A 25,982-nucleotide genomic window follows, 5' to 3' on the forward strand; every position below is an offset into this window, starting at 1 on the left:
GCGCGGTGCCGGGCCCCGGGGCGCAGCCCCGGAAGAAACGGTGAAAGGGCGGGCCGGGGGCTACTTCCTCCGGCCGCGGCGGAGCAGGCGGGGGAGGGCCGCCGGCATCGGGTGGCGCGTCGTCGCCGGTGTCGGCAGCGGGGCCGCCGCCAGCGCCGACGAGGGCAGCGGCTCCGACGCCCCCGTCGGGGCGAGGCGGAGGACGCGGCACTCACGAGCCCACCGCTCCTCCAGCGAGTCGAACCCCACCGCGTTCAGCCGCTTGCCCTTGAGCTCGGCCACCGCCGCCGTCCACGCCTCGCCGCCGGGGGCCAGTTCGCCCACCCGCGCGGTCCAGGTGACCAGCCGGCCGCCCTTGTCCTTGCTGCGGACCGTGACGGCCGCGGTCGCGCCGTCCGTCAGGCCGAGGTCGTCGAGGGGCTGTTCGCCGGGGCCGCCGACGACGTGGGCCGCCCCGTCGTGCCAGACGTGCCACAGGGCACGGCTCGGCCCCGTCGGACCCTGCACCCAGAGGAGACCCGACTTCTTCGCGGCCTCTTCGATCAGCGCCAGCGTCTGCGTCATGCGCCCACTCTATGGGCACGCGCCGGTCCGTCCGCCCATGCGCCCATGATCCCGGTTACGCAGAGCAAGGCCCGGGCCTAGGCTGGAGCGGTGAGCGCTCTCCGTACCCACCGGGCCGTCCCCGCCGGCGTCCGTCTCGACCTCGCCCTCCTGCTGGTCGCCGTCTCAGGGATGGCCCTGTCCGCACCGCTGATCGCCTCCATCACCGCCGCCCCCGCGCTCGCCATCGCCTTCTGGCGGAACGCCATGGCGGTGGGCGCGCTCACCCCGCTCGTCCTGCTGCGCCACCGCGCGGAGCTGAAGGCCATGGGCCGCCGGGCCGTGCTGCTCACGATGGCCGGCGGGGCGCTGCTCGCCCTGCACTTCGGGGTGTGGCTGCCCAGCCTGTCCATGACCTCGGTGGCGTCCTCGACCGCGCTGGTCACCACCACCCCGATATGGACGGTCGTCCTGATGCGGCTCGGCGGCCGGCGCCGGCCCGGGCTGGTCTGGGCGGGCACCGCCCTCGCCTTCCTCGGCGTCGTGATCCTCACCGGCGTCGACCTCTCCGGCTCGCCGCGCGCCCTGGCGGGGGACGCCCTCGCGCTGGTGGGCGGCATGGCGGCCGCCGGGTACGTCCTGCTGGGCGCGGAGGTGCGCCGGACGGTGGGCACCGTGCCGTACACGTTCGTCTGCTACACGACCACCACGGTGCTGCTGCTCGTCGCGTGCCTGGTGTCCGGCGCCTCCCTCGCCGGGTACGACGGGGGCACCTGGGGCAAGCTCGTGCTGCTGACGGCCGCCGCGCAACTGCTCGGCCACTCCCTGATCAACCGGGTGGTCAAGGGCCTCGGCCCGTCCGTGACCTCGACGGCGATCCTGCTGGAGACCCCGGGCGCCGCGCTGATAGCCGCGTTCTGGCTGGGGCAGACGCCGCCGGTGGCGTCGTATCCGGCGCTGGCGGTGATCCTGGGCGGCCTGGCCCTGGTGATCCTGGCCGACCGCAGGGCCGGCCGCGGGCGCGCGGCGGAGCCGGCCGCCGGGGTGCCGGTCGCGGAGGAGCCGGCTACAGCCAGCCGTTCCGCTTGAAGCCGCGGTGGATGGTCACACAGATCGTGACCGTGATCACCATGACCGTGGGGTAGCCGTACTTCCACCCCAGCTCCGGCATGTACTTGAAGTTCATGCCGTAGATGCCCGCGATCATCGTCGGCACGGCGAAGATCGCCGCCCAGGAGGTGATCTTGCGCATGTCCTCGTTCTGCGCCACGGACGCCTGGGCGAGGTTGGCCTGGAGGATCGAGTTGAGCAGGTCGTCGAAGGCGACCACCTGCTCGTGCACCCGCGCGAGGTGGTCGGCGACGTCCCGGAAGTACTTCTGGATGTCGGGGTCCACCAGCCGCATCGGCCGCTCGCTGAGCAGCTGCATCGGCCGCATCAGCGGCGTCACCGCCCGCTTGAACTCCAGCACTTCCCGCTTGAGCTGGTAGATCCGGCCCGCGTCGCCGCCCCGCCGGGAGCCCTTGCTCGGGGCGGAGAAGACGTCGATCTCCACCTCGTCGATGTCGTCCTGCACGGCGTCGGCGACCGCTATGTAGCCGTCCACGACCTGGTCGGCGATGGCGTGCAGCACCGCCGACGGGCCCTTGGCCAGCAGCTGCGGGTCCTCCTGGAGCCGGTGCCGCAGGGCGCGCAGCGAGCCCTGGCCGCCGTGCCGGACGGTGATGATGAAGTCCTCGCCGGTGAAGCACATCACCTCGCCGGTCTCCACCACCTCGCTGGTGGCGGTGAGTTCGGCGTGCTCGACGTAGTGGATGGTCTTGAAGACCGTGAACAGCGTGTCGTCGTAACGTTCCAGCTTGGGCCGCTGATGGGCGTGGACCGCGTCCTCCACCGCCAGCGGGTGCAGCCCGAACTCCCGGGCGATGCCCGCGAACTCCTGCTCCGTGGGCTCGTGCAGCCCGATCCAGGCGAACCCGCCCTCGGCGCGCACCCGCCGCATGGCCTCCGCCGGCCCGCACGGCAGGCTCACCCGCTGCCCCTCGCGGTAGACGGCGCAGTCCACCACGGCACTGCTGGAGGACGGGGAGCGGGTGGTGTCGTACTCGTACGGGGTCCCGTCCTTGCGCATGGTGGGACGGACGGCGGCGCGCAGGTCACGGATCATCGACATGGCTGGCTCCATTCACCGGGCCGCCGCCGGCCGGGACGCGCGGCACCGCGGTCCGCGACGGGGACGTAAGGGCCTGTCGGTGGGACAGGCGGACGTCCACGCGGCGGACCGCGCTCCATGCGGTGCGTACGGCCGGCGGCAGTTCGCGGAGAACTCGCAGAGGGCTTGCAGGAGGGCGTGTGAGGGCAGCGCTCCCCCGTCAAGTGCCATGGGCGCGGAAGGACTTCCGGGAGGCCGGCGAGGAGACCGGCGGGGCGGAAGAACCGCTTCTAGTTCACGAAGCGCGCGTCCGGAGCGGAGGAACGGGGGAACTGTCGGTACTGCACGGTCGACTAGGATCCACCGCAGCCCCACCTCCTCCGGCCGGTCCCCGCTGAGGGACGGACGTAACTCCCTGACCAGAGGCCAAGGCTAGCAGCCGCCCGGGACGTCAAGCCCCGCCTTTGCCTGTTCGATACACGTTCTATGCTCGGGCGCATGTCGGACGTTCTCGCACTGGTCGAGGCCAGGCTGCACACCACCTTCGGGAAGCCGGACGCGCGGGCCGCGGTGACCTTCCTCGGCACCGACCGGATCGAGGTCCTGCGCTTCATCGGGCCGGGAGACGGCAACGCCGGGGAGGACGTGGTGCGTTACGTCACCCTCGGCATGTCCGCCCAGCCGATGGCCGACCCGACCTCGCCGTTGGCGGACCCGCTCCGCGGCCCCCGCGCCGAACTCGTCCTCACCGTCCGCCCCGGCCGCGCCGACACCGACCAGGCGCTGCGCCCGCTCGCCGTACTGGCCGCCTCGCCCCAGGTGGAGGGCCTCGTCGTGGCGCCCGGCGCCTCGCTCGACACCGGTGAGCCGCTATGGCCCGGCGCCCCGTTCACCTCCGTCCTCGTCGCCGAGCCCGGCGGGCTGGTCGAGGACCTGGAGCTCGACGCCCCGATGGACCCGGTGCGCTTCCTCCCGCTGCTGCCGATGACCCCCAACGAGGCGGCGTGGAAACGGGTCCAGGGCGCGGCGGCGCTGGAGGAGCGCTGGCTGCGGCACGGCACCGACCTGCGTGATCCACTGCGCGGGGGCGTGCCGCTGGGGTGAGGGGGACGCACGTGCCGGAAGGCCCCGGGACGTGGCCCTCCGGACGGGTGATCGTCCTTGACGCGGCGGCGGCCGCGGAGGACCGTTGGAAGTTATGAGGGGCGAACCCAGTTGCCCGAAGTGCGGTGGCCGGGTGCGAGCGCCCGGTCTCTTCGCCGACTCCTGGCAGTGCGCCGCGCACGGAACGGTGCACCCTCTGCAGCCCGTGGTCCCGCCGAGCGTCGAGGCGCTCGCCGTCGTCGTCAACCGGTCCCGGGTCCCCGTCTGGATGCCCTGGCCGCTGCCGGTCGGGTGGCTGTTCACCGGGGTCGTCTGCGCCGGGGACGACCGCAACGGGGGCCGCGCCACCGCCGTCGCCTGCTCGGGGCCCGGCCCGCTGGGAGGCCCGGGCGAGCTGCTGCTGATCGCCGAGGAGCTGGGGGTGGGGCTGGGCGCGCGGTACGCGGGCATCGACGGCCCCGACCCCGGCCGCCTGATGAGCGTCGACCGCGCCCCGAACGCCAAGGTCGTCGCGGCCGGGCGGCCCACGCCCCTGTGGCACGTGGAGGGGGTGCCGGGCGACCGGGCGGTCTTCGCGGGCGAGGCGCGGGGCCTGTGGCTGTGGGCCGTCGTCTGGCCCGAGCCGTCGAGCCTGCTGATGTACGACGAGCTGGTCATCACCGATCTGCGGGACGCGGGCGCCGAGGTGGACCTGGTGCCCTGCGGGGCGCTCTCCCCGAGGATCGTCTCGCCCTGACTCCGGGGGCCCGCACGGGCGACCGTTATCCTGAACCGGTTCCGTCCGATCTCATCGTCAGCGCTGGGAGGCCCGTGTCGTGCGCATCGACCTGCACACCCACTCCACGGCCTCCGACGGTACGGACACCCCCGCCGAGCTGGTCCTGGGCGCGGCCGCCGCGGGCCTGGACGTCGTCGCGCTGACCGACCACGACGGCACCGGCGAGTACACCGAGGCGATCGCGGCGCTGCCGCCGGGCCTCACCCTCGTCACGGGCGCCGAACTCTCCTGCCGCCTGGGCGGCGTGGGCGTGCACCTGCTGGCCTACCTCTTCGACCCGGCGGAGCCGGAGTTCGCCCGCGAGCGCGAGCTCGTCCGCGACGGCCGCGAGCCCCGGGCCCGCGCCATGGTCGCGCGGCTGCGCGAGCTCGGCGTGCCGGTCACCTGGGAGCGGGTGGCCGAGCTGGCCCGCGGCGGCGCCGTCGGCCGGCCGCACGTGGCCGCCGCCATGGTCGAGCTCGGTGTGATCGGCTCGGTCTCGGACGCCTTCACGCCCGAGTGGCTGGGCAGCGGCGGCCGCGCGTACGTGGAGAAGCACGAGTTCGACCCGTTCGAGGCCGTCCGGCTGGTCAAGGCCGCCGGCGGGGTCAGCGTGCTCGCGCACCCCATGGCCGTCAAGCGTGGTGTGGTCCTGCCGGAGGGTGCGATAGCCGAGCTGGCCTCGGCCGGTCTGGACGGCGTCGAGGTCGACCACATGGACCATGACGCACCCGCCCGCGCCCGGCTGCGGGGACTCGCCGCCGACCTCGGTCTGCTGACCACCGGCTCCAGCGACTACCACGGCCGCAACAAGACCTGTGAACTCGGCGAGTTCACCACCGACCCGGAGATCTACGGGGAGATCACGCGCCGCGCGACGGGTGCGTTCCCCGTTCCGGGCGCGGGCGGCTGACCCGCACCCCTTCGCGAGGCGATCCACGCGGGCCGGGCACCCCTGACGGTGTCCGGGCCTCCGCGCGTCCCCGCGCGCCGTACGGCACCGCACCTCTTCTTCACCTCCCTGCTCGACCTGCTCGACCTTCCCTGCTCGGCACCACACGCAAGGCCCTACCGTGTTCGACTTCGCTGTCTTCGGATCCCTCTTCCTCACCCTTTTCGTGATCATGGATCCGCCCGGCATCACCCCGATCTTCCTCGCCCTGACCTCGGGCCGCCCCGCCAAGGTCCAGCGCCGCATGGCCTGGCAGGCGGCCACCGTGGCCTTCGGCGTCATCGCCGTCTTCGGCATCTGCGGCCGGCAGATCCTGGACTACCTGCACATCACCACCCCGGCGCTGATGATCGCGGGCGGGCTGCTCCTGCTGCTGATCGCGCTCGACCTGCTCACCGGCAAGTCCGAGGAGCCGAAGCAGACCAAGGACGTCAACGTCGCGCTCGTCCCGCTCGGCATGCCGCTGCTGGCCGGCCCCGGTGCGATCGTCTCGGTGATCCTCGCGGTGCAGCACGCGGACTCGGTGACCGCGCAGGTGTCGGTGTGGTGCGCGATCGCCGCCATGCACCTCGTGCTGTGGCTGGTGATGCGCTATTCGCTGCTGATCATCAAGGTCATCAAGGACGGCGGTGTGGTGCTGGTCACCCGGCTCGCCGGCATGATGCTCTCCGCGCTCGCCGTGCAGCAGATCATCAACGGCATCACCCAGGTGATCACGCACAAGTAGGGCATTGCGAAACGCGAAGCGCCCCCGTACGGCCGTTCCGTACGGGGGCGTTCCGTGTCCTGCCGGGCCGCCGCATGCGTACCCTTTAGCGCGTCACCGGGTCGCGGCGTCGGCAGGACGGATGTAGAGGCGCTGGCCGATCGACGCGGCCTGCTGCACGATCCGGTTGACGGAGGCGGCGTCCACGACGGTGCTGTCCACGGCGGTGCCGTCGACGTCGTCCAGACGCATGATCTCGAAGCGCACGGGCTTCTCCCTTCGTCCGATCCTCCTGAGGAGAACTTCATAGAGCAGAGGAAGCGCGCCGCGGCACTGCGGCGCGTTCCACAGATGTCCAACGTAGTGCCGACTGCAAACATTCCCTACGCTAAGGAAATTTTTAACCTGACTAATAAGTAACCGGCGAATGACCCGGAAGTCCCTCCCCCACAGCGCGTGACCACCGGATGAGCGAGCCCCCCATGACTGAATCGTTGAACGACCAGCACCACCTGCCCGGCCTGCACGAAGCCCGGCCCGAGACCCCCGCCCTCGCCGCGGTCGTCGCGGGCATCGAACGCACCAACGCACTGCTGACCCGCGTCCTCGCCGAGGTCGCCACCAGACCCTCCACCCACGCCGTCTTCGTCGACGCGGGCTACGTCTACGCCGCCGCCGGCCGCCTGGTCACCGGCACCGAGGACCGGCGCGCCTTCGAACTCGACGCCGAGGGGCTGATCGAGGCGTTCATCGACAAGGCCCGCACGATCTTCCCCGACAGCCGGCTGCTCCGCGTCTACTGGTACGACGGCGCGCGCCGCCGCATCCACACCGCCGAGCAGCAGGGCATCGCCGAACTGCCCGACGTCAAGGTCAGGCTCGGCAACCTCAACGCCAACAACCAGCAGAAGGGCGTCGACTCCCTCATCCGCACCGACCTGGAGTCCCTCGCCCGGCACCGCGCCATCAGCGACGCCGTCCTCATCGGCGGCGACGAGGACCTGGTCTCCGCCGTCGAGGCGGCCCAGGGCTACGGCGCCCGCATCCACCTCTGGGGCATCGAGGCCGTCGGCGGACGCAACCAGGCCGAGCCGCTGCTGTGGGAGGTGGACAGCCAGCGCACCTTCGACCTCGACTTCTGCAAGCCCTACGTCAGCCGGCGCGCGGCCTACGAACCGCTCGCCGAGGCCGCCCCGCACCGCGGGCCCGTCCCCGCCCGCGAGGACGTCCGCTTCGTCGGCGCCCGCGTCGCCGCCCAGTGGCTGGGCGCCCGCGGCCGGGACACGCTGGCCGACCTGCTGCCAGGCCACCCCTATCTGCCCGGCGCGGTGGACCAGGAGCTGCTCGTCGAGGCGGAGGGGCTGCTCGGCCTGTCCCTGCGCGGCCACGCCGATCTGCGCCGCGCCGTGCGGGACGGCTTCTGGGACCACCTGCGGATGCAGTTCTGAGCCGGATGCGGTTCCCTGGCTACGGGTGGGCTGGAGCACCGCACGCGTCACAGGAGAGAGGCGATCGGCCATGGCCGCTACCGAGCACGCGCGGCCGGGGACGCCCTGCTGGGTGAGCCTGCAGACCGCTGACCTCACCGCGGCCCAGAAGTTCTACGGCGCGGTGCTCGGCTGGGCCTTCCGGCCCGGCTCGCTGGGCGAGGACTTCTGCGTGGCGCTCTCCGGGAGCCGCGCCGTCGCCGGCCTCGCCAACGTCGCCCGCACCATGGGCGTGCCCGTCTCCTGGACCTGCTACTTCGGCGTGGACGACGCCGACGCCGTCGCCTCGCGGGTGCGCGAGCGCGGCGGCACCGTCGCGGTGGGCCCGCTCGCCTTCGGCCGCGGCCGCGCCGCCCTCGCGGCCGACCCGGCCGGGGCCGTCTTCGGCTTCTGGGAGGGCCGCGTCCTGCGTGACTGGCGGATCGGCCACGGCGCCGCCCCCGCCTGGCTGGAACTGCGCACCCGCGACTGCTTCGACGCGGCGCTCTTCTACAGCGGCGTCTTCCTGTGGGACCAGAGCCAGGAGACCGACGTGCGCTACGAGGACGACGTGGTGCTGGTGAGCGTCGCCGGGCACACGGTCGCCTGCCTGCGCGGCGGTGGTGTCGAGGCGGCCCCCGATCCGAAGATCCGGCCGCGCTGGCACGTCTACTTCCGCGTCGGCAACGTCGAGAAGGCGGTCGAGGCGGCCCTCCTGGCCGGTGGCTCGGTGGCCGCCGAGCCGGGCCTGTCCGTGGTCGGCCACGAGGCCACGCTGTGCGACCCGGAGGGTGCCATCTTCACCGTGACGTCGGGCCTGCCGGACTGACCGGGTCCGCTTCGTCCGTCGTTTCCCGGAGTGTCTCCCAGAAGGCGAGCAGTGCGTCGGCTGTCGGTCCGGGGCGCTCGGCGGCGGGGGAGTGGCCCGCGCCGGCGATCACCGTGCGGCGGGCGCCCAGCGCGGCGGCCATCGCGTCCATCGCCGGTACCGGCCAGGCGAAGTCCTCCTCGCCGGACAGGACGTGCTTCGGGAGCGCGGTGCGGGCGAGCTCCGCCGTCCGGTCCGGGGTTTCGATCAACTGGCGGCCCGCGCCCGCCAGTTGGGCCGGGCTCGTGCCCGTCCAGCGGCGGTGGTGGAATTCGTCGTGCGCCGCCCCCGGGCCGTCCAGGCGCACCTTCTCCCGCCACACGCTCTCCATGTCGAGCTTCAGCTCCGTGAGCGCGTGGATCAACAGCCTTGTGCGGTCGCGCTGTTCGGCGCTCACCCCCGCGGGGCCGCTGCTCATCAGGGTGAGCGAGCGGAACGGGCGCGCGTCGGCGAGCACGGCCGCGCGGGCGACCAGGCCGCCGAAGGAGTGGCCGAGCAGGTGCACCGGGCCGTCGCCGAGGGCGGCCGCCTGCGCGTGCACGTCCCGCGCCAACTCGTCGAGCGCGTAGGCGTGTTCGTCGTCCGGTCCGGGGCTCTCGTACTGGCCCCGGCCGTCCACGGCCACGGCCCGCACGCCGGCCCGGGCCAGGGGCTCCAGCAGCGCGATGAAGTCCTCCTTGCTGCCGGTGAATCCCGGGACCAGCAGCACGGTGCCGCGCGGGCGGCCCTCCGGCCGTGCGTCGTGGACGGCGAACTCGCCGCGGGCGGTGGCGAGACGGTACGCGTGCGCGCACCCGGGCAAGGTGAGGAAGGGCGGCCTGCTCATGTCCCGAGGCTAACGCGGCGTCCGATCGCCGCCAGCGCCGGGCGGCGCCGCCGACCAGGATCGAAGCATGAACAACAGCAGCACAGCACGCATGAGCGGCAAGGCCGCCCTCGTCACCGGCGGCAGCCGGGGCATCGGCCGGGCCGTCGTCCTCCGGCTCGCGGCGGACGGCGCGGACGTCGCCTTCACGTACCGGTCGGACGAGGCGGCCGCGGCGGACGTCGTCGCCGAGGTGAAGGCGCTGGGGCGGCGGGCCCTGGCGGTACGGGCCGACGCGGCCTCGGCGGAGGCGGCGCGGTCGGCCGTCGAGACGGCCGTCTCGGAGTTCGGACGGCTGGACGTCCTCGTCAACAACGCGGGGGCGGGGGCGATGGGCCCGATCACGGAGATGTCCCTCGCCGACGTCGATCACGTCCTCACGGTCAACATCCGTGGCGTCTATCTGGTGACGCAGGCCGCCGTGCCCCATCTCGGGGCGGGCGGCCGGGTCGTCACGATCGGCAGTTGCATGGCCGAGCGGGCGGCCTTCCCCGGGGGCACGCTCTACGCCACCAGCAAGGCGGCCCTCGCCGGTCTGACGAAGGCGCTGGCGCGCGAGCTGGGACCGGCCGGCGTCACGGTCAACATCGTCCATCCCGGGCCGATCGACACGGACATGAACCCGGCGGACGGCGAGTCCGCGCCGGTCCAGGCCGCGCTGACGGCCGTCGGCCGCTACGGCCGGCCGGAGGAGGTCGCCGATGCGGTGGCCCACTTGGCGGGGCCGGGGGCGGGGTACGTGACGGGGGCGTCTGTGGCGGTGGACGGGGGGTTCGCGGCGTAGCGGGTGCCGGGGGGTGCGGGCTTGGGCTGGGGTTTTCCGCCCCGGCCCCGCCCTTTCACCGTTTCTCCCGGGGCTGCGCCCCGCGGCCCGGCACCGCGCGGAGCGCGGTTTCACGGCGACGGGGCAAGCCTCGGGCCCTCCCCCAGAGGGGGTACCCCCATCGCGGCTTCGCCGCGTTGACCGGGGGCTTCGCCCCCTGGACCCCCTGGAACCGCGCTGCGCGCGGTTGTCCTCAAACGCCGGACGGGCTGAACCAGCCCGTCCGGCGTTTGAGGACGTACGCGGCGCAAGCCGCGTTGCGGGGTCCGGGGCGGAGCCCCGGGTCAACGGTGAAAGGGCGGGGTGGGGCAGAAGCCCTACGCCGTGGCCTCCGCCGCCGCCGGCGTCGCGGTCTTCCGGACCACGCGGCGGCGCTTCGGCTTCTCCTCGGTCGTCTCCGGGGCCTCCGCGGCCTCGGGGGCGGCCGTCGGCGCGGCCTTCTTCGCCGTACGGGTCCGCTTCGGCTTCGCCTCGGCCTCCTCCGTCGGCTCCGCCGCCGCGACGGCCTTCTTGGTGGTCCGCGTGCGCTTCGGCTTGGCCTCGGGCTCGCCCTCGACGGTCGCCGCGGCCTTCTTCGTGGCGCGGGTGCGCTTCGGCTTCTCCTCCGGCTCAACGGCCTCGGCCGCCTCGGTCGCCTTCTTGACCGTGCGGGTCCGCTTCGGCTTCTCCTCGACGGCCGCTTCGGCCTCGGGGGCCTCCACGGTCGCCTTCCGGACGACGCGGCGGCGCTTCGGCTTCTCCTCGGTCGCCTCGGGGGCCTTCGCGGTCTCGACCGCCTCGACTGCCTCGGGCGCCTCGACGGCCTCTGCCGTGGCCTTCTTGACGGTGCTCCGTCGCTTCGGCTCGACAGCCGCCGCGGCTGCGGCGGCCGCCGCCTGCCGCAGGATGGCGGCCTCCACCGTCTCGAAGCCCACCTCGGCAGCAGGCTCCACCGGCGCGGCGACCCGGCGCACCGGTGCCCGGCGGGCCGGCGGGGCCTGGACCGGCACCGACGCGGTCGCCGCCGGGCGCGCCCGGCGGCTCGGGGCCTTCTCGACCGGGGCCTCGGCCTCAGCCGGAGCCGGGGCGGGGGCCTCGGTGGCGACCGGCGCCGACGGGGTCACGGACGACGCGTCCGCCGTGCTCCGTGTCCGCCGCCGGCGTCGCGGCCGGGCCGGGGTCTCGGGAGCGGTCGTCTCCACGGCGGTGGCGGAGGCGGCCGGAGTCTCGTCGGCGACAGGCGTCGGAGCGGGCGTGGCGGCCGCGTCCAGCGACGCGCCCCCGCGCGTCCGCCGGCGCTGCCGCGGCGTCCGCGTCCGCTCCGGGCGCTCGTCGGCGACAGGTGCCGGAGCGGCCTTGGGGCCACGGCCCCGGCCGGCCCCGCGGCCGCCCGTCTCGCCGAGGTCCTCGATCTCCTCCGCCGCGAGCCCGGCCTTCGTCCGCTCGGAGCGGGGCAGGATGCCCTTCGTCCCGGCGGGGATGCCCAGCGCCTCGAACAGGTGCGACGAGGTGGAGTACGTCTCCTCCGGCTCGTCGAAGCCGAGCTCCAGCGCCTTGTTGATGAGCTTCCAGCGCGGGACGTCGTCCCAGTCGACCAGCGTGACGGCCGTGCCGGACTTGCCCGCGCGGCCGGTGCGGCCGATGCGGTGCAGGTAGGTCTTCTCGTCCTCGGGGGACTGGTAGTTGACCACGTGCGTGACGTTGTCGACGTCGATGCCGCGCGCGGCGACGTCGGTGCAGACCAGCACGTCGATCTTGCCGTTGCGGAAGGCGCGCAGCGCCTGCTCGCGGGCGCCCTGGCCGAGGTCGCCGTGGACCGCGCCGGAGGCGAAGCCGCGCCGGAGGAGCTGGTCGGCGATGTCGGCGGCCGTCCGCTTGGTCCGGCAGAAGATCATCGCGCGGTCGCGGCCCTCGGCCTGCAGGATCCGGGCGACCATCTCCGGCTTGTCCATGGAGTGGGCGCGGAAGACGTGCTGCGCGATGTTGGCGTGGGTCTGGCCCTCGTCGTTCGGCGAGGTGGCGCGGATGTGCGTGGGCCGGTCCATGTAGCGGCGGGCCAGGGAGATGACCGCGCCGGGCATGGTGGCCGAGAAGAGCATGGTCTGCCGCTTGGCCGGCAGCATCGTGATGATGCGCTCGACGTCGGGCAGGAAGCCCAGGTCGAGCATCTCGTCGGCCTCGTCCAGCACCAGTGCCTTGACGTGCGAGAGGTCCAGCTTCTTCTGGCCGGCCAGGTCGAGCAGACGGCCCGGGGTGCCGACGACGACGTCGCAGCCGTTCTTCAGCGCCTCGACCTGCGGCTCGTAGGCCCGGCCGCCGTAGATCGCCTGGACGCGCACGTTGCGCACCTTGCCGGCGGTGAGCAGATCGTTGGTGACCTGCTGGCACAGCTCGCGGGTGGGGACGACGATCAGCGCCTGCGGGGCGTCGGTCAGCTGCTCGGGCTTCGCCCGGCCCGCCTCGACGTCGGCGGGGACGATCACGCGCTCCAGCAGCGGCAGGCCGAAGCCGAGGGTCTTGCCCGTGCCGGTCTTGGCCTGGCCGATGACGTCGGAGCCGGAGAGGGCGACCGGGAGCGTCATCTCCTGGATCGGGAAGGGGTGGACGATGCCGACGGCTTCGAGGGCCTCGGCGATCTCGGGGAGGATCCCGAGTTCTCGGAAAGTGATGCGGTTCTCGGAAGTGTCCGGCGTGTTCAGGGTGCTGCCTCTTCTGTGAGACGCGGCGCGTAGCGGCGAAGGGGGTCGTACGAGGAGTCCGTACGTACCGCGCCGGAAGTACTCACCGGCCGGGGGCCGGATTGGCGCGGGACCACTGCCTTCGCGCGAGCACACGTGCCGCGAGCGGATCCCTCCTGGTCTGCGTACGCCTCGTACGCACCGCGGGGAGGGCGGTCGGTTTTGTGGAAGCCGATCGGGCCACCGACCGGGCATCCGCTGGCGCTCCGGGGACTCGCTCCCGGAGGAACCGGCATGGATATGGCCGGCCGAATGCGCGGCTGGCCATATAGCACTCTACCCCGGAAAGGCGCACATGTGCCCGGGCCGTTCGTCCCGAGGGCGTCCGACGAGTGGCTGACCAGGCCCTTCCGCACCCGCCAGGGCGGGCTATGGTTCCGTTCATGGAGACGTCCGACAAGGCCGCAGCGGCCGCAGAAGGTCCTGCCGAAGAACCCACCGGAATCGCCGCCCAGGACTGGGCGCAGGCGTCCGCCGACCCCCGCTATCGCGCCGCGGTCGTGGACCTGCTCGGTGCCCTGGCCTACGGCGAGCTGGCCGCCTTCGAGCGGCTCGCGGAGGACGCCAAGCTGGCGCCCACGCTGGGCGACAAGGCGGAGCTGGCCAAGATGGCGGCCGCGGAGTTCCAGCACTTCCAGCGGCTGCGCGACCGGCTGGCGGCGATCGACGCCGAGCCGACCGGGGCCATGGAGCCCTTCGCCGCGCCGCTCGACGAGTTCCACCGCCAGACCGCCCCCTCGGACTGGCTGGAGGGCCTGGTCAAGGCGTACGTGGGCGACTCGATCGCCAGTGACTTCTACCGGGAGGTCGCGGCCCGGCTGGACTCCGACACCCGGGCCCTGGTGCTCACCGTCCTCGACGACACCGGCCACGCCTCCTTCGCGGTCGAGAAGGTCCGGGCCGCCATCGAGGCGGACCCGCGGGTCGGCGGCCGGCTGGCGCTGTGGGCGCGGCGGCTGATGGGCGAGGCGCTCTCGCAGGCGCAGCGGGTCGTCGCCGACCGGGACGCCCTGTCGACGATGCTCGTGGGCGGGGTGGCCGACGGCTTCGACCTCGCGGAGGTCGGGAAGATGTTCTCGCGCATCACCGAGGCGCACACCAAGCGGATGGCGGCGCTGGGCCTGGCCGCCTGACCCGCGCGGGCGGCACACGCCGTATCACCGGGGCCTCGTCGGGTCCGCCTCAGACCGTGGCTGAGCGGCGGGGCGGCCCTTCGGGGCGCAGCAGCAGGGAGAGCAGGGCGACGGCCACCACCAGGGCCGCCACCAGGGTGCCGGCGACGTGGCCGGGGCCCAGGACCGAGTGCGCCAGGAGAGCGCCGAAGAGAGCGGCCACCGGGCCGGTGCCCAGGGCCAGCGTCCGGGAGCCGAACCGTCCGAAGCGGGCGGGCAGCCAGCGCAGGGCTCCGTACGAGACGGCGAGGCCGATCAGCACCGAGCCCAGCGCTTCCCAGAGGATCATGTCGGTTTTCCCTCCCGTACCCCGCGGACCGGCAGCAGGTGCAAAACGGTCGTAGCGGTCTTACCCCTTGACCACCCCGGGCAACCCTGCTCCGCTCGACGGTCCGGTCACCGCTGTCACCGTCCGGAAACGGGCGCGGAACGGCGCGCGGACGGGTGGTGGACCGGCATGCGGAAGGGCCCCGGTGCGTCGTGCACCGGGGCCCTTCCGTCGTCGATCGCTCGGATCGATCCGTCCGCTCAGATCGTGCTGAAGCCGACCCGCCGGACGGTGGGCTGGCCGAGCTCCACGTACGCCAGCCGGTCGGCCGGGACCAGGACCTTGCGGCCGTGCTCATCCGTCAGGCTGAGCAGCTGCACCTTGCCGGCGAGCGCGTCGGCGACCGCGCGCTCGACCTCCTCGGCGGACTGACCGCTCTCCAGAACGATCTCGCGGGGCGCGTGCTGCACGCCGATCTTGACCTCCACGGCTACTGTCCTCCGAAGGTGTGCGGTCCCCCACGGTGTGTGGCCCCGGGGGAGGGGTGCGCGGACGGGCCGCGCAGTACGGTCCACACATTAGCCCGCTGCCCCCGTGCGCCGGGCCCCGGCCGTACACGCCCGCAGCGAACAGGGCCCCTGAGCGGGGAGGGTCAGTGCTCGGCGCCGTTCTTCGGGAAGCCCGCGATGCCCCGCCACGCCAGCGAGGTCAGCAGCTGGACGGCGGTGCCGCGCGGCACGGTGCTGCCGCTGGAGAGCCAGTACCGGGCCACGACCTGGGAGACGCCGCCCAGCCCGACGGCCAGCAGCATGGCCTCCTCCTTGGCCAGGCCGGTGTCCTCGGCGATGACCTCGCTGATCGCCTCGGCGCAGGCCAGCGAGACCCGGTCCACGCGCTCGCGCACCGCGGGCTCGTTCGTCAGGTCCGACTCGAAGACCAGACGGAAGGCGCCGCCCTCGTCCTCGACGTAGGCGAAGTAGGCGTCCATCGTGGCCGCCACGCGCTGCTTGTTGTCCGTGGTGGACGCCAGCGCCGTGCGCACCGCCCGGAGCAGGTTGTCGCAGTGCTGCTCCAGCAGGGCCAGGTAGAGGTCGAGCTTGCCGGGGAAGTGCTGGTAGAGGACCGGCTTGCTGACACCGGCGCGCTCGGCGATGTCGTCCATGGCCGCCGCGTGGTACCCCTGAGCGACGAACACTTCCTGGGCCGCGCCCAGGAGCTGATTGCGTCGGGCTCGGCGCGGCAGGCGCGTGCCCCGCGGGCGCGCCTCGGTCTGCTCGATGGCTGTCACGCCGCCTCCCATATTCGTTCCTGCACGGTGTGCACCGCGCCCGCCATCGTACTTTTGGGTAACCGGGCCGTGCGTGGCCGGAGCGGAGAATTTCACCGGCTGGACGCTGTGGGAAGCCCACAAAAAACAGACAATTCCCACAAGCCCGTCCGGACCGCCCCGGCCGGCGCGCTCGTCACCGGTGCTCCGTCACCGGTAGTCGTCCTCGTCCAGCTCCACGACGCGGGCCTGCTCCGCGCGGTCCGCCTCGTTCGCCTCCGTGTCATCGGCCGGCAGGTCCTCGTCGCGGTGGGGGGCCAGGTCGGCGTGCTGTTCGGCCGCGTCCGCCTCGGGGGCCTCGACGTCGAGCCGGACGGTGCCGTCCTCCTCGTCCTCGAAGGTCTCCGGGTCGGTCGGATCGACAGGCATGCGAATCCCTTTCGTCATCCCTTGCAACTCCACGGCATCCAGGATGAGCGCCCTCGTGTTCCTGCCTATGAGCCTAGGAGACGCGGCCCCGTACCGCCAGGCGATCTGTGACGGCCACCACAGGGGTTTCCGGCGTGATCGTCTCGTAACATTGCCCGCATGTCCGAGACCGAGTCGCCGACTGCCCGCGCCGTGCCCGTGGTGCCGCCCGTGCCGTCCACGCAGGTCTGCGAGGGGGAGCGGCTGCGCACGGTGCCCCTGCCGGGAGCGACGATCACCGTGCGGTACCGGCCCGGGGCCGGACCGGGGGCCGAGCCCGCGCTCTTCGTCCACGGTCTCGGCGGCTCGTCGCAGAACTGGTCGCAGCTGATGGCGCTGCTCGCGGACGAGCTGGACTGCGAGGCCCTCGACCTGCCCGGCTTCGGCGAGGCGCCCCCGCCGGACGACGGCGACCACTCCATCACCGCCTGCGCGCGGGTGGTCATCCGCCACCTCGACGCCGGCGGCCGCGGGCCGGTGCACCTCTTCGGCAACTCGATGGGCGGGGCCGTCGCCACCCGCGTCGTGGCCGTCCGCCCCGACCTGGTGCGCACCCTCACCCTCGTCTCGCCCGCGCTGCCCGAGCTGCGGCCGCAGCGCACGGCGTGGCCCACCGCGCTGATGGCCGTCCCCGGGATGGTCCCGCTCTTCGCCCGGCTGACCCGCGACTGGACGCCGGAGCAGCGCACGCGTGAACTGCTGGCCCTCTGTTACGGGGACCCCCAACGGGTGACACCGGAGGGGTTCGCGCGCGCGGTCGAGGAGTACGGGCGAAGGCTGGAGCTCCCGTATTTCTGGGATGTGATGGCACGGTCGGCCCGGGGAGTGGTGGACGCGTACACCCTGGGCGGTCAGCATTCGCTGTGGCGGCAGGCCGAGCGCGTCCTTGCCCCTACCCTGCTGGTGTACGGAACGCGCGACCGCCTCGTCTCGTACCGCATGGCCCGCCGGGCGGGCAGGGCGTTCCGCGACGCGCGGCTGCTGACCCTGCTGGGATCGGGCCACGTCGCGATGATGGAGGACCCGGACGCGGTGGCCCGTGCCGTCCGCGGACTCCTCGCGGACACCGCCACGACGTCGGAACGGAGCGCCACGCCCCGTGGGTAAACACAGCGCACGTGCCCCCCAGGCGGAGCGGGAGGCGACCGGGGAGATCCCGGTCGTCCCGCCGCACGCGGCGCGGGGTTCCGTCCGGACCGAGCCCTGGGAACCGGTGGGCCGGTCCGCGGTCCGGGGCCCGGCCATCGGCTGGGGCGTCATCGGGCGGCAGGCCGGACCGCCGTCCGTCGACGCCTCGCCCGCCCCGCCCCGGGCCGAGGTCGCCCGGCGGTCCGGCGGCGGGCGCGGCGGCCCGTCGGGCGGCGCGCACCGGGCCGGCGGGGGCATGGGGCGGACGGTCACCGGGGTGGCCGCCGCGGTGGTGACCGCCGTGCTGGCCGTGATCGTGGCCGGCCAGGTCGAGGACGGTACGGAGAGCAGGGCGCAGGCCCGCACCCAGGACGCGGACCCGCGGCCCGGCGCGGACGCCGCCTCCCGCTCGGACAGCCGGCCGACGCCCAACGGCGGCGCGGTGCGGGTCACGTACAACGAGCAGATGGCCCGCAAGTACCCGCTGGACAAGGAGGGGAAGGGCTCGGGGGAGTTCGCGGCCGTGCCGGGGCACGACAAGGCCCCCGGAAAGGGTGAGGTCCTCCGCTTCCGGGTTGACGTGGAGAAGGGACTGCCGCTCGACGGCGGGCTCTTCGCCACCGCCGTCCACCGGACCCTGAACGACGACCGCAGTTGGGGCCACGGCGGCGTCCGCACCTTCGAGCGCGTCTCCTCCGGTCCCGCCGACTTCGTGGTGACCCTCGCCAGCCCGGCGACGACGGCGCGCTGGTGCGCCAAGTCGGATCTGGACACCACCGTGGACAACGTCTCCTGCGACTCCGCCGCCACCGACCGCGTCATGATCAACGCCTACCGGTGGGCGCAGGGGGCCGAGACCTACGGCGACCGGATGCACGAGTACCGGCAGATGCTCATCAACCACGAGGTCGGCCACCGCCTCGGGCACAACCACGAGTCCTGCGAGGAGTCCGGCGCGCTCGCCCCGGTGATGATGCAGCAGACCAAGTTCCTCACCACGGACGGGACGACCTGCAAGCCCAACGCGTGGCCCTATCCCGGACGTTGATCATTCTCGGGGTGCGGGACGTTTCGTCTCTCATGTCGAGACGCCTTTGTCAGTGGCCGAAAATTCGTTCAGGCTGCTGGGCATGTCGCGCCACCACCACACCTACGAGCACGCCGGCTTCGAGCTGGCGCTGATCGGTGTGGCCGCGCACGCGGTCGCCGACATCCACTGTCGCTGAGACCTCCCCCATTGCCTGAACGGCATGGGGGGACCCCCACTCTCCCCTGCGCCGTCACGCGCCGCACCAGTGCGCCGCGCCCGCCGGGGGCGGTCCCGCGCGCCGCCGCGCGCCTTTCCTCCACCGCCTTCCGCGGGTGCGTCCTGCCCTGGACCCCTCCCTCCCCGCCTCCCGCGAAAGGCATGTCCCGTCATGCGTCATTCGTCCGCCCACCGCCGCCGCGTCGCCGCGGCCGCCCTCGTCGTCGCCGTCGTCACCACGGCCGCGGCCTGCGGCCCCGAGGGCGACGGCGCCGCCGGGAGCGCCGGCGGGGCCGGCGGCGCGCCGAAGAAGGGCGGCACCCTGACCGTCCTCAACAGGGCGCCGCAGAAGCAGTTCGACCCCGCCCGGCTCTACACCTCCGGCGGCGGAAACGTTCCCTCGCTGGTCTTCCGCACGCTGACCACCCGGCACCGCGCCGACGGCGCCGAGGGCACCAAGGTCGTCCCCGACCTCGCCACCGACACCGGCAAGCCCAGCGACGACGCCAAGGTGTGGACGTACCGGCTGAAGGACGGCCTCAAGTACGAGGACGGCTCGCCCATCACCAGCGCCGACATCAAGTACGGCATCGAGCGCTCCTTCGCCGCCGAACTCTCCGGCGGCGGGCCCTACTTGCGCGACTGGCTGGTCGGCGGCGACAGCTATCAGGGGCCGTACAAGGAGAAGAAGGGGCTCGACTCCATCGAGACCCCGGATGAGAAGACCATCGTCTTCCATCTGCGCAAGTCCGAGGGCGACTTCCCCTACCTGGCCACCTCCACCCAGTTCGCGCCCGTCCCCAAGGCGAAGGACACCGGCACCAAGTACGCCGAACATCCCGTGTCCTCGGGCCCGTACAAGGTCGTCAAGAACACCGGCGACGGCGAGCACCTGCTGCTGGAGCGCAACCCGCACTGGTCGGAGGCGACCGACAAGGAGCGGCACGCCTACCCCGACACCGTCGACGTCCGCTCCGGGCTCTCCTCGGCCGTCATCAACCAGCGGCTGTCCACCGGATCCGGCGCCGACGCCGCCGCGGTGACCACCGACACCAACCTCGGACCGGCCGAGCTCGCCCAGGTCACCAACGACAAGAAGCTCGCCTCCCGGGTCGGCACGGGCCACTTCGGCTACACCAACTACCTGGCGTTCAACCCGGAGTCGAAGCCCTTCGACGACCCCAAGGTGCGACAGGCCGTCGCCTACGCCATCAACCGCACCAGCGTCGTCAACGCCGCCGGCGGCTCCTCGCTCGCCGAGCCGGCCACCACCTTCCTGCCGAACCAGAAGCCGCTCGGTCACACGCCGTACGACCACTTCCCGGCTGGCAAGGCCGGTGACCCGGAGAAGGCGAAGAAGCTGCTCGAGGAGGCCGGGCACCCGGACGGGCTGGAGATCACCCTCACCCATTCCACCGCCCAGAACTTCGAGACCGGGCCCGACATCGCCACCGCGGTCCAGGAGGCCCTGAACAAGGCCGGGTTCAAGGTCAGGCTGGAGGGCCTGGAGGACAACGCCTACGAGGACAAGGTCCACAGCGTCGAGCAGCAGCCGGGCCTCTTCCTCGCCCACTGGGGCGCCGACTGGCCGTCCGGCGGCCCGTTCCTGGCCCCGGTCTTCGACGGGCGGCAGATCGTCGAGGACGGCTACAACTTCAACGTCGGCCGCCTGGACGACGCCGGGGTCAACGACGAGATCGACGCCATCAACAAGATCACCGACCATGACGCCGCCGCGAAGCGCTGGGGCGCCCTGGACGTGAAAATCGGCGAACAGGCCCTGACCGTCCCGCTGTTCCACCCGGTCTACAAGCGCCTCTACGGCAAGGACGTCAAGAACGTCGTCATCAGCGACTGGACCGGTGTCCTCGACGTCTCGCAGGTCGCGGTCAAGTGACGGACCTCCTCACCGCTCCGTCCGTGCCGGAGACGGAGGCCGCGGCCCCCGTCTCCGGCACCCGCCAGGTCTGGCGGCGGCTGCGCGCCCGCAGGGCGGCGCTCGCGGCCGCCGCCGTCCTCGGCCTGCTCGTCGTCCTCGCCCTCGGCGCGCCGCTGCTCGCGGCGCTGGAGGGCCAGGACCCCACCACGTACCACGACGGCCTCGTCGACTCCGCGCGCGGCGGCGTGCCCGTCGGGTCGTTCGGCGGGATCAGCGCCGAGCACTGGCTCGGCGTCGAACCGGGGACCGGACGCGATCTGTTCGTACGACTTCTCTACGGCGCCCGCGTCTCGCTGGCCGTCGCCGTCGGGGCCACGGTCGTCCAGGTCCTCATCGGCGTCGCCGTCGGGCTGGCCGCCGCGCTCGGCAACCGGCTCGCCGACAGCGTGCTCAGCCACCTCACCGACGTGATGGTGGCCATGCCGCTGCTGGTCTTCGCCATCGCCGTGACCGCCGTCGCCCCCGAGGGCTTCCCGCGCCCGCTGCTGCTCGTCGTCGTCATCGGGCTGATCGCCTGGGGCGCGATGGCCCGTCTCGTGCGCGCCCAGGCGCTCGGTCTGCTCAAACTTGACTACGTCTCGGCCGCGCGGCTCTCCGGCGCCTCGGCCTGGCGGATCGCCCGGCGCGAACTGCTGCCCGGGCTCGCCGCGCCGGTGATCACCTACGCGGCGGTGATGCTGCCGCAGAACATGCTCAACGAGGCGTCCATGTCGTTCCTCGGCGTCGGCATCGAGCCGCCGACCCCGTCCTGGGGCCAGATGCTCTCCTCGGCCACGACCTGGTTCCGCGCGGACCCGCTGTACGTGGCCCTGCCGGCCCTGATGCTCTTCGTCACCACCTTCGCCTTCACCGTGCTGGGAGACACCGTGCGCGCCGCGCTCGACCCGCGCGAGGCGTCGCGGCTGCGCGTGGGACGTGAGCGGCGCAAGCGCCGTGCGAGCCAGGGGGGTTCGTCGTGACCGCATTTGTCGCGCGCCGCCTGCTCGGCGTGCTCGCCGTCCTCCTCGTGCTGTCCGTCGTCGTCTACGCGACCTTCTACCTCGCCCCCGGCGACCCCGCACGGCTGGCCTGCGGGCCCAAGTGCGACCCCGAGCAGATCCGCCGGGTGAGGGCCCAACTGGGCCTCGACGAACCGGTGTACGTCCAGTACTGGCACTTCCTCACGGGCGTCGTCACCGGGCACGACTACTCCACCGGCACCGGCGTGCGGCACTGCGACGCGCCCTGCCTCGGGCTGTCCTTCCAGAGCGACCAGCCGGTCATGGACTTGATCGTCCAACGGCTGCCCGCCACCGCCTCCCTCGCGGCCGGCGCCATGGTCCTGTGGCTGGTCATCGGCATCGGCAGCGGGCTGCTGTCCGTCCTGCGGCGCGGCGGCGTCACCGAGCGGGTGCTCACCTGGATCACCCTGGCCGGCACCGCGACGCCCGTCTTCATCAGCGGCATCGGACTGCTGATGCTGTTCTGCGCCTACCTGGAGTGGCTGCCGTTCCCCACGTACGTGCCGCTCACCGACGACCCCGAGCAGTGGGCGTGGAACCTGCTCCTGCCGTGCCTCGCGCTGGCGCTGCTGGAGTCCGCGAAGTATGCGCGGCTGACGCGCAGTTCGCTGCTGGAGACGCTGGCCGAGGACCACGTCCGCACCTTCCGCGCCTACGGCGTGGGCGAGCGGGCGATCGTCGGGCGGCACGCGCTGCGCGGCGCCCTGGCGCCCGTCATCGCCCTGACCGCCGCCGACTTCGGGTCGATGTTCGGCAACGCGATGCTGACGGAGGCCATGTTCGGCCTGCCGGGCGTGGGGCAGCTGCTCGTGCACGCCACGCGGACCATCGACCTGCCGGTCGTCGTGGGCCTGGTGATGGTCACCGGTGCCGCCGTGGCGATCGCCAACATCGTGGCGGACGTGCTGTACGCCGTCGCCGACCGGAGGGTGGCCCTGCGATGACGCTCGTATCGGTGGAAGGGCTGTCGGTCTCCTTCCCGTCCGCGGGCGGGACGTCCGTACGTGCCGTCGAGGACCTCTCCTTCACCCTCGCCCCCGGCGGCGCGCTCGGCATCGTCGGCGAGTCCGGCTCCGGCAAGAGCACCGCCGCCTACGCGCTGCTCGGGCTGCACCGCGGCACGGGCGCGGACGTCACCGGGACCGTGCGGGTCGCCGGGCACGACGTCACGGCGGCGGACGAGGCGGAGCTGCGCCGCGTACGCGGCGGCGTGGTCGCCATGGTCTTCCAGGACCCGCTCTCCTCGCTCGACCCCTACCAGGCCGTCGGCGACCAGATCGCCGAGGTGTACCGGGTCCACCACCGGGGCGCCTCGCGGCGCGCCGCGCGCGAGCGGGCCGTCGAGGTGCTGGACCGGGTGGGCATCCCGGACGCGGCGCGGCGCGCGCGCTCGCGTCCGCACGAGTTCAGCGGCGGGCAGCGGCAGCGGGCCCTGATCGCCATGGCCGTGGCCTGCGAGCCGCGGCTGCTCGTCGCGGACGAGCCCACCACGGCGCTCGACGTCACCGTGCAGGCGCAGATCCTGGACCTGCTGCGGGAGTTGCGCGAGGAGACCGGGACGGGGCTCGTCCTCGTCACCCACGACCTGGGCGTGGCCGCCGGCAGCGTCGACGAGCTGCTGGTGATGCGGGGCGGGCGCGCGGTCGAGCGCGGACCGGTGCGCGAGGTGCTGGACGCGCCGCGCGAGCCGTACACGCGCGAGCTGCTGGCCGCCGTGCCGCGCGTGGAGGTACGGCGGGCGCCGGCCGCGTCCTCCGGTGGACCCGTGCTGCTCGAAGCCACCGGCCTGCGGCAGGAGTTCGGCCGGGGGCGGGGGTCCGTCACCGCCGTGGACGGGATCTCGCTGACGCTGCGGGCCGGGGAGACGGTCGGCGTCGTGGGGGAGTCCGGCAGCGGGAAGACGACACTCGGGCGGATGCTGGTGCGGCTGCTGCGGCCGTCGGACGGTGAACTGCGCTACCGCGGGCGGGACATCGGCGGGATGGGGGAACGGGAGCTCCGGTCCTTCCGCGGCGAGCTGCAGATGGTCTTCCAGGACCCTGTGTCGTCGCTCAATCCGCGGCGTTCGGTCGGGGAGTCGATCGCCGATCCGCTGCGGGTGGCCGGGCGGCTGGACGAGAAGGAGATCACCGCGCGGGTGCGGGACCTGCTGGAACGGGTCGGGCTCGACCCGGGCGCGTACCACCGCTATCCGCACGAGTTCAGCGGCGGGCAGCGGCAGCGGGTCGGCATCGCGCGGGCGCTGGCGCCCTCGCCGAAGGTCGTGGTCTGCGACGAGCCGGTGTCGGCGCTGGACGTGACGACGCAGGCGCAGGTCGTCGCCTTGCTGGGGGAGTTGCAGCGGGAGCTGGGGCTGGGGCTGGTGTTCATCGCGCACGACCTGGCGGTGGTGCGGCAGGTGAGCGACCGGGTGGTCGTGATGCGGGGCGGGCGTGTGGTGGAGGAGGGGGTGGCGGACGAGGTGTACGAGCGGCCTGCGCACGCGTATACGCGGGGGTTGCTGGAGGCGGTGCCGCGACTGGGGGTTGCGAGGTAGGGGTTCGCCCCCGGCCCGCCCTTTCTCCCCCAGAGGGGGTGCCCCCAGTTTCTTCCGGGGCCCCCGTATCGCGGCTTCGCCGCTCGTCCTCAAACTCCCCGGAGGGGGCAACCCCCGGACGGGCTGAATTGGGCGCGCCGATCCAGCCCGTCCGGCGCTTGAGGACAGCACCCGGAGGGCGCTTCGGGGTGCAGGGGGCGGAGGACCCGCCTCCCGCGTGGCGGAGCCGTGCCCGGGACCCCGGGGCGGAGCCCCGGAAGAAACTGGGGGCACCCCCTCTGGGGGAGAAAGGGCGGGGCAGGGGAAACCCCCGTAACGCCCGCCCCACCCGAAGGTCACGACCGTTCACCCCTTCCGGTGGTGCGACGGACAACCGTCCGCCGCACCACCGGCGGGCCCCCATAGCGTGCTCCCGGCTGCCGTACGACGGAGGAGATCGGGGGTGCGCTCGTGCGCGTGGGACTGCTGACCGAGGGTGGGTACCCGTACGCCGCGGGGGAGGGCGGCGAGTGGTGCGACCGGCTGGTGCGCGGCCTGGCCCGGCACGAGTTCGAGGTCTATGCCCTGAGCCGCAGTGCCCGCCAGGAGGAGGGCGGTTGGTACGCCCTGCCCGGCAACGTCCGCCGGATCAGGGCCGCTCCGCTGTGGGGCGGACCCGCGGGATCCGCGCCGGGCCGCGCCAGCGGCTCCTACGGCCGCCGTGAACGCCAGCGCTTCACCGGCCACTTCGGCGACCTGGCCGCCGCCCTCACCGCCCCCGGCGATCAGGCGTACCGTTTCGCCGAGGGCCTCTACGGCCTCGCCGACCTCGCCCGCGACGAGGGCGGCCTCGCCTGCGCCCTCCGTTCCGAGACCGCCCTGCGCGCCCTGGAGGCGGCCTGCCGCGCGCCCGGCGCCCACCCCGGCGCGTACGGCGCCCGCGTCGCCGACCTGCTCGTCGTCTCCGGACTGCTGGAGCGCGCCCTGCGTCCCCTCTCCCTCGACTGGTACGGCGCCCCGGACGGCGACCTGGGGCTCGCCGGGGTCGACCTGTGCCACGCCGCCTCCGCCGGGCCGGCCGCCCTCCCCGGGCTGCTGGCCCACCGCTTCTTCGGCACCCCGCTGCTCGTCACCGAGTACGGCGTCCGCCTGCGCGAGCACTACCTGGCCGGACCGGCCGGCCTGTCGCTCTCCGTCCGCACCCTGCTCTCCGCCTTCCACCGCCTGCTGGCCGGCGAGATCTACGCCCGGGCCGCCCTGATCACCCCCGGCGACGCCCAGGTGCGGCGCTGGCAGGAGCGCTGCGGCGCCGACCGCGCCCGGCTGCGCACCGTCCCCCCGGGCGTGGACGCCGGACTGTACGAGGCGGTGGGCGAGGCCTGCCCCGAGGACGGCACGACGGCGTCCGACGGGCCCCTCCTCCTGCTCGCCGGCGGCCCGCCCGAACCCTGGCTGTGGGAGGCGTTCACCGTGCTGCGGATGGCCGAGCCCCGGGTGCGGCTGGCCGTCACCGGCACCGCCGAGGACACCCCGCTGCCCGGGGGCGTCACCCGCGTCGCCGCCTGCGGCCCCGACGACTACGCCGCCGCGGACGCCGTCGTCGTCGGCGCCCCCGGCGACGGCTTCCCCGTCCCGCTGGCCGAGGCCATGTTCTGCGGCCGCGCCACGGTCGCCCCCGACACCGCCGCGGTCCGCGAAGTCCTCGGCGGCACCGGCCTGGTGGTGCCCCCGCGCGACCCGCACGCCCTCGCCGAGGCCTGCCTCGCCCTGCTGCGCGACCCCGGGCACGGACGGCGGCTCGGCGCCGCGGCCCGCGCCCGCGCGCTCGAACTCTTCACCGTGGAGCAGAACATCGCCTCCTTCGGCGCCATCTACCTCGAACTCCTCTCCCGCGCCCCGGTACGGCACGACCTCGCGCCCGTCCCCCACGACGCCGTGCCGCCCCTCGACCCGTCCGCCCGGTCCGCGTCGCCCTCCTGGGCGGGCCGCCGGTGACGTCGACGACCCGACCCGCGCCGCCCGCCC

General features: G+C 73.6%; 26 protein-coding genes. 17 read left to right on the forward strand and 9 right to left on the reverse strand.

Translation table 11 applies throughout. The features are described 5' to 3' along the window. Window positions 1–60: 60 nt before the first annotated feature. Window positions 61–564 (reverse strand): hypothetical protein, encoded by a 504-nt coding sequence (locus I5Q34_RS15555; protein ID WP_199892768.1) that lies wholly within the window; start codon window positions 562–564, stop codon window positions 61–63. Between the two features lie 90 nt (window positions 565–654). Between I5Q34_RS15555 and I5Q34_RS15560 the strand changes: the two genes are divergently transcribed. Further along, on the forward strand, window positions 655–1,632 hold the full coding sequence (locus I5Q34_RS15560) for a DMT family transporter (protein ID WP_277965667.1): 978 nt from the start codon (window positions 655–657) through the stop codon (window positions 1,630–1,632). On the opposite strand, the gene corA is transcribed toward I5Q34_RS15560, so the two are convergent. Further along, the gene (gene corA, locus I5Q34_RS15565; RefSeq protein WP_199892769.1) at window positions 1,610–2,716 is read right to left on the reverse strand and encodes a magnesium/cobalt transporter CorA; all 1,107 of its coding nucleotides are present in this window, start codon (window positions 2,714–2,716) and stop codon (window positions 1,610–1,612) included. The genes I5Q34_RS15560 and corA overlap by 23 nt on opposite strands. Before the next feature lie 477 nt (window positions 2,717–3,193). Here corA and I5Q34_RS15570 point away from each other — a divergent pair, with 477 nt between their 5' ends. The 4 genes from I5Q34_RS15570 (at window position 3,194) to I5Q34_RS15585 (ending at window position 6,235) form a co-directional block, all read left to right on the forward strand. Next, a complete protein-coding gene (locus I5Q34_RS15570) occupies window positions 3,194–3,799 on the forward strand; it encodes a suppressor of fused domain protein (protein WP_199892770.1) in 606 nt (201 codons plus the stop codon). Window positions 3,800–3,893: 94 nt separating this feature from the next. Beyond that, window positions 3,894–4,535, forward strand: a complete 642-nt coding sequence (locus I5Q34_RS15575) for a DUF6758 family protein (protein ID WP_199892771.1) — start codon at window positions 3,894–3,896, stop codon at window positions 4,533–4,535. 79 nt (window positions 4,536–4,614) lie between these two features. Continuing rightward, entirely contained in the window at window positions 4,615–5,469 is an 855-nt protein-coding gene (locus tag I5Q34_RS15580; RefSeq protein ID WP_199892772.1) for a PHP domain-containing protein, read from the forward strand. Between the two features lie 160 nt (window positions 5,470–5,629). Further along, on the forward strand, window positions 5,630–6,235 hold the full coding sequence (locus I5Q34_RS15585) for a MarC family protein (RefSeq protein ID WP_199892773.1): 606 nt from the start codon (window positions 5,630–5,632) through the stop codon (window positions 6,233–6,235). Window positions 6,236–6,328: 93 nt separating this feature from the next. Here the strand turns inward: I5Q34_RS15585 and I5Q34_RS15590 are convergent, their stop codons facing one another. Then, window positions 6,329–6,481: a hypothetical protein gene (locus I5Q34_RS15590; protein WP_199892774.1), complete on the reverse strand. Its 153-nt coding sequence runs from the start codon at window positions 6,479–6,481 to the stop codon at window positions 6,329–6,331. Between the two features lie 215 nt (window positions 6,482–6,696). Here I5Q34_RS15590 and I5Q34_RS15595 point away from each other — a divergent pair, with 215 nt between their 5' ends. Together I5Q34_RS15595 and I5Q34_RS15600 are read left to right on the forward strand one after the other, a co-directional pair. Continuing rightward, window positions 6,697–7,662, forward strand: a complete 966-nt coding sequence (locus tag I5Q34_RS15595) for an NYN domain-containing protein (protein WP_199892775.1) — start codon at window positions 6,697–6,699, stop codon at window positions 7,660–7,662. 70 nt (window positions 7,663–7,732) lie between these two features. Then, complete coding sequence (locus I5Q34_RS15600; protein ID WP_199892776.1) at window positions 7,733–8,509, forward strand: VOC family protein; 777 nt, start codon at window positions 7,733–7,735, stop codon at window positions 8,507–8,509. Here I5Q34_RS15600 and I5Q34_RS15605 read toward each other — a convergent pair. Beyond that, window positions 8,481–9,374: an alpha/beta fold hydrolase gene (locus I5Q34_RS15605; RefSeq protein ID WP_199892777.1), complete on the reverse strand. Its 894-nt coding sequence runs from the start codon at window positions 9,372–9,374 to the stop codon at window positions 8,481–8,483. The genes I5Q34_RS15600 and I5Q34_RS15605 overlap by 29 nt on opposite strands. Window positions 9,375–9,441: 67 nt before the next feature. Here I5Q34_RS15605 and I5Q34_RS15610 point away from each other — a divergent pair, with 67 nt between their 5' ends. After that, the gene (locus I5Q34_RS15610; RefSeq protein WP_234428774.1) at window positions 9,442–10,197 is read left to right on the forward strand and encodes an SDR family oxidoreductase; all 756 of its coding nucleotides are present in this window, start codon (window positions 9,442–9,444) and stop codon (window positions 10,195–10,197) included. 356 nt (window positions 10,198–10,553) lie between these two features. Here I5Q34_RS15610 and I5Q34_RS15615 read toward each other — a convergent pair whose 3' ends face one another. Beyond that, complete coding sequence (locus tag I5Q34_RS15615; protein ID WP_234428775.1) at window positions 10,554–12,797, reverse strand: DEAD/DEAH box helicase; 2,244 nt, start codon at window positions 12,795–12,797, stop codon at window positions 10,554–10,556. 539 nt (window positions 12,798–13,336) lie between these two features. Here I5Q34_RS15615 and I5Q34_RS15620 point away from each other — a divergent pair. Next, window positions 13,337–14,086 (forward strand): ferritin-like fold-containing protein, encoded by a 750-nt coding sequence (locus tag I5Q34_RS15620; RefSeq protein WP_199892778.1) that lies wholly within the window; start codon window positions 13,337–13,339, stop codon window positions 14,084–14,086. A gap of 49 nt (window positions 14,087–14,135) precedes the next feature. On the opposite strand, the gene I5Q34_RS15625 is transcribed toward I5Q34_RS15620, so the two are convergent. From I5Q34_RS15625 to I5Q34_RS15640, 4 genes are all read right to left on the reverse strand, one after another. Beyond that, window positions 14,136–14,414 carry a hypothetical protein gene (locus I5Q34_RS15625; protein WP_199892779.1) on the reverse strand — a complete coding sequence of 93 codons (279 nt, stop codon included), beginning with the start codon at window positions 14,412–14,414 and terminating at the stop codon, window positions 14,136–14,138. 239 nt (window positions 14,415–14,653) lie between these two features. Further along, on the reverse strand, window positions 14,654–14,881 hold the full coding sequence (locus tag I5Q34_RS15630) for a DUF3107 domain-containing protein (protein ID WP_199892780.1): 228 nt from the start codon (window positions 14,879–14,881) through the stop codon (window positions 14,654–14,656). Window positions 14,882–15,045: 164 nt separating this feature from the next. Continuing rightward, window positions 15,046–15,681: a TetR/AcrR family transcriptional regulator gene (locus I5Q34_RS15635; protein ID WP_199892781.1), complete on the reverse strand. Its 636-nt coding sequence runs from the start codon at window positions 15,679–15,681 to the stop codon at window positions 15,046–15,048. 189 nt (window positions 15,682–15,870) lie between these two features. Beyond that, window positions 15,871–16,089 (reverse strand): hypothetical protein, encoded by a 219-nt coding sequence (locus I5Q34_RS15640; RefSeq protein WP_199892782.1) that lies wholly within the window; start codon window positions 16,087–16,089, stop codon window positions 15,871–15,873. 159 nt (window positions 16,090–16,248) lie between these two features. Here I5Q34_RS15640 and I5Q34_RS15645 point away from each other — a divergent pair, with 159 nt between their 5' ends. From I5Q34_RS15645 to I5Q34_RS15675, 8 genes are all read left to right on the forward strand, one after another. Further along, a complete protein-coding gene (locus I5Q34_RS15645) occupies window positions 16,249–17,235 on the forward strand; it encodes an alpha/beta fold hydrolase (RefSeq protein ID WP_199892783.1) in 987 nt (328 codons plus the stop codon). Beyond that, window positions 17,228–18,304, forward strand: a complete 1,077-nt coding sequence (locus I5Q34_RS15650) for a DUF3152 domain-containing protein (RefSeq protein WP_277965665.1) — start codon at window positions 17,228–17,230, stop codon at window positions 18,302–18,304. The genes I5Q34_RS15645 and I5Q34_RS15650 overlap by 8 nt, the downstream gene beginning before the upstream one ends. Before the next feature lie 82 nt (window positions 18,305–18,386). After that, window positions 18,387–18,482, forward strand: a complete 96-nt coding sequence (locus I5Q34_RS36050) for an Ms4533A family Cys-rich leader peptide (protein WP_338399801.1) — start codon at window positions 18,387–18,389, stop codon at window positions 18,480–18,482. Between the two features lie 192 nt (window positions 18,483–18,674). Then, the gene (locus tag I5Q34_RS15655; protein WP_199892784.1) at window positions 18,675–20,399 is read left to right on the forward strand and encodes an ABC transporter substrate-binding protein; all 1,725 of its coding nucleotides are present in this window, start codon (window positions 18,675–18,677) and stop codon (window positions 20,397–20,399) included. Further along, a complete protein-coding gene (locus tag I5Q34_RS15660) occupies window positions 20,396–21,400 on the forward strand; it encodes an ABC transporter permease (protein ID WP_199892785.1) in 1,005 nt (334 codons plus the stop codon). Before I5Q34_RS15655 ends, I5Q34_RS15660 begins: the two co-directional genes overlap by 4 nt. Then, entirely contained in the window at window positions 21,397–22,386 is a 990-nt protein-coding gene (locus tag I5Q34_RS15665) for an ABC transporter permease (RefSeq protein WP_199892786.1), read from the forward strand. The genes I5Q34_RS15660 and I5Q34_RS15665 overlap by 4 nt, the downstream gene beginning before the upstream one ends. Next, window positions 22,383–23,978, forward strand: a complete 1,596-nt coding sequence (locus I5Q34_RS15670; RefSeq protein WP_199892787.1) for an ABC transporter ATP-binding protein — start codon at window positions 22,383–22,385, stop codon at window positions 23,976–23,978. The genes I5Q34_RS15665 and I5Q34_RS15670 overlap by 4 nt, the downstream gene beginning before the upstream one ends. A gap of 456 nt (window positions 23,979–24,434) precedes the next feature. Further along, window positions 24,435–25,952, forward strand: coding sequence for a DUF3492 domain-containing protein (locus tag I5Q34_RS15675; RefSeq protein WP_374193016.1), 1,518 nt, complete (start codon window positions 24,435–24,437; stop codon window positions 25,950–25,952). Window positions 25,953–25,982: the final 30 nt, after the last annotated feature.

The sequence above is a fragment of the Streptomyces sp. AV19 genome, assembly GCF_015999245.1.
In the GTDB taxonomy this organism is placed as follows: Bacteria; Actinomycetota; Actinomycetes; order Streptomycetales; family Streptomycetaceae; genus Streptomyces.

What these genes read in the sequence shown, in the direction of transcription:
- I5Q34_RS15555 (WP_199892768.1), bottom strand. Translation starts at nt 564, where the DNA reads ATGACGCAGACGCTGGCGCTGATCGAAGAGGCCGCGAAGAAGTCGGGT.
- corA (WP_199892769.1), bottom strand. Translation starts at nt 2,716, where the DNA reads ATGTCGATGATCCGTGACCTGCGCGCCGCCGTCCGTCCCACCATGCGC.
- I5Q34_RS15570 (WP_199892770.1), top strand. Translation starts at nt 3,194, where the DNA reads ATGTCGGACGTTCTCGCACTGGTCGAGGCCAGGCTGCACACCACCTTC.
- I5Q34_RS15575 (WP_199892771.1), top strand. Translation starts at nt 3,894, where the DNA reads ATGAGGGGCGAACCCAGTTGCCCGAAGTGCGGTGGCCGGGTGCGAGCG.
- I5Q34_RS15595 (WP_199892775.1), top strand. Translation starts at nt 6,697, where the DNA reads ATGACTGAATCGTTGAACGACCAGCACCACCTGCCCGGCCTGCACGAA.
- I5Q34_RS15600 (WP_199892776.1), top strand. Translation starts at nt 7,733, where the DNA reads ATGGCCGCTACCGAGCACGCGCGGCCGGGGACGCCCTGCTGGGTGAGC.
- I5Q34_RS15605 (WP_199892777.1), bottom strand. Translation starts at nt 9,374, where the DNA reads ATGAGCAGGCCGCCCTTCCTCACCTTGCCCGGGTGCGCGCACGCGTAC.
- I5Q34_RS15610 (WP_234428774.1), top strand. Translation starts at nt 9,442, where the DNA reads ATGAACAACAGCAGCACAGCACGCATGAGCGGCAAGGCCGCCCTCGTC.
- I5Q34_RS15615 (WP_234428775.1), bottom strand. Translation starts at nt 12,797, where the DNA reads ATGACGCTCCCGGTCGCCCTCTCCGGCTCCGACGTCATCGGCCAGGCC.
- I5Q34_RS15620 (WP_199892778.1), top strand. Translation starts at nt 13,337, where the DNA reads ATGGAGACGTCCGACAAGGCCGCAGCGGCCGCAGAAGGTCCTGCCGAA.
- I5Q34_RS15625 (WP_199892779.1), bottom strand. Translation starts at nt 14,414, where the DNA reads ATGATCCTCTGGGAAGCGCTGGGCTCGGTGCTGATCGGCCTCGCCGTC.
- I5Q34_RS15640 (WP_199892782.1), bottom strand. Translation starts at nt 16,089, where the DNA reads ATGCCTGTCGATCCGACCGACCCGGAGACCTTCGAGGACGAGGAGGAC.
- I5Q34_RS15645 (WP_199892783.1), top strand. Translation starts at nt 16,249, where the DNA reads ATGTCCGAGACCGAGTCGCCGACTGCCCGCGCCGTGCCCGTGGTGCCG.
- I5Q34_RS36050 (WP_338399801.1), top strand. Translation starts at nt 18,387, where the DNA reads ATGTCGCGCCACCACCACACCTACGAGCACGCCGGCTTCGAGCTGGCG.
- I5Q34_RS15655 (WP_199892784.1), top strand. Translation starts at nt 18,675, where the DNA reads ATGCGTCATTCGTCCGCCCACCGCCGCCGCGTCGCCGCGGCCGCCCTC.
- I5Q34_RS15670 (WP_199892787.1), top strand. Translation starts at nt 22,383, where the DNA reads ATGACGCTCGTATCGGTGGAAGGGCTGTCGGTCTCCTTCCCGTCCGCG.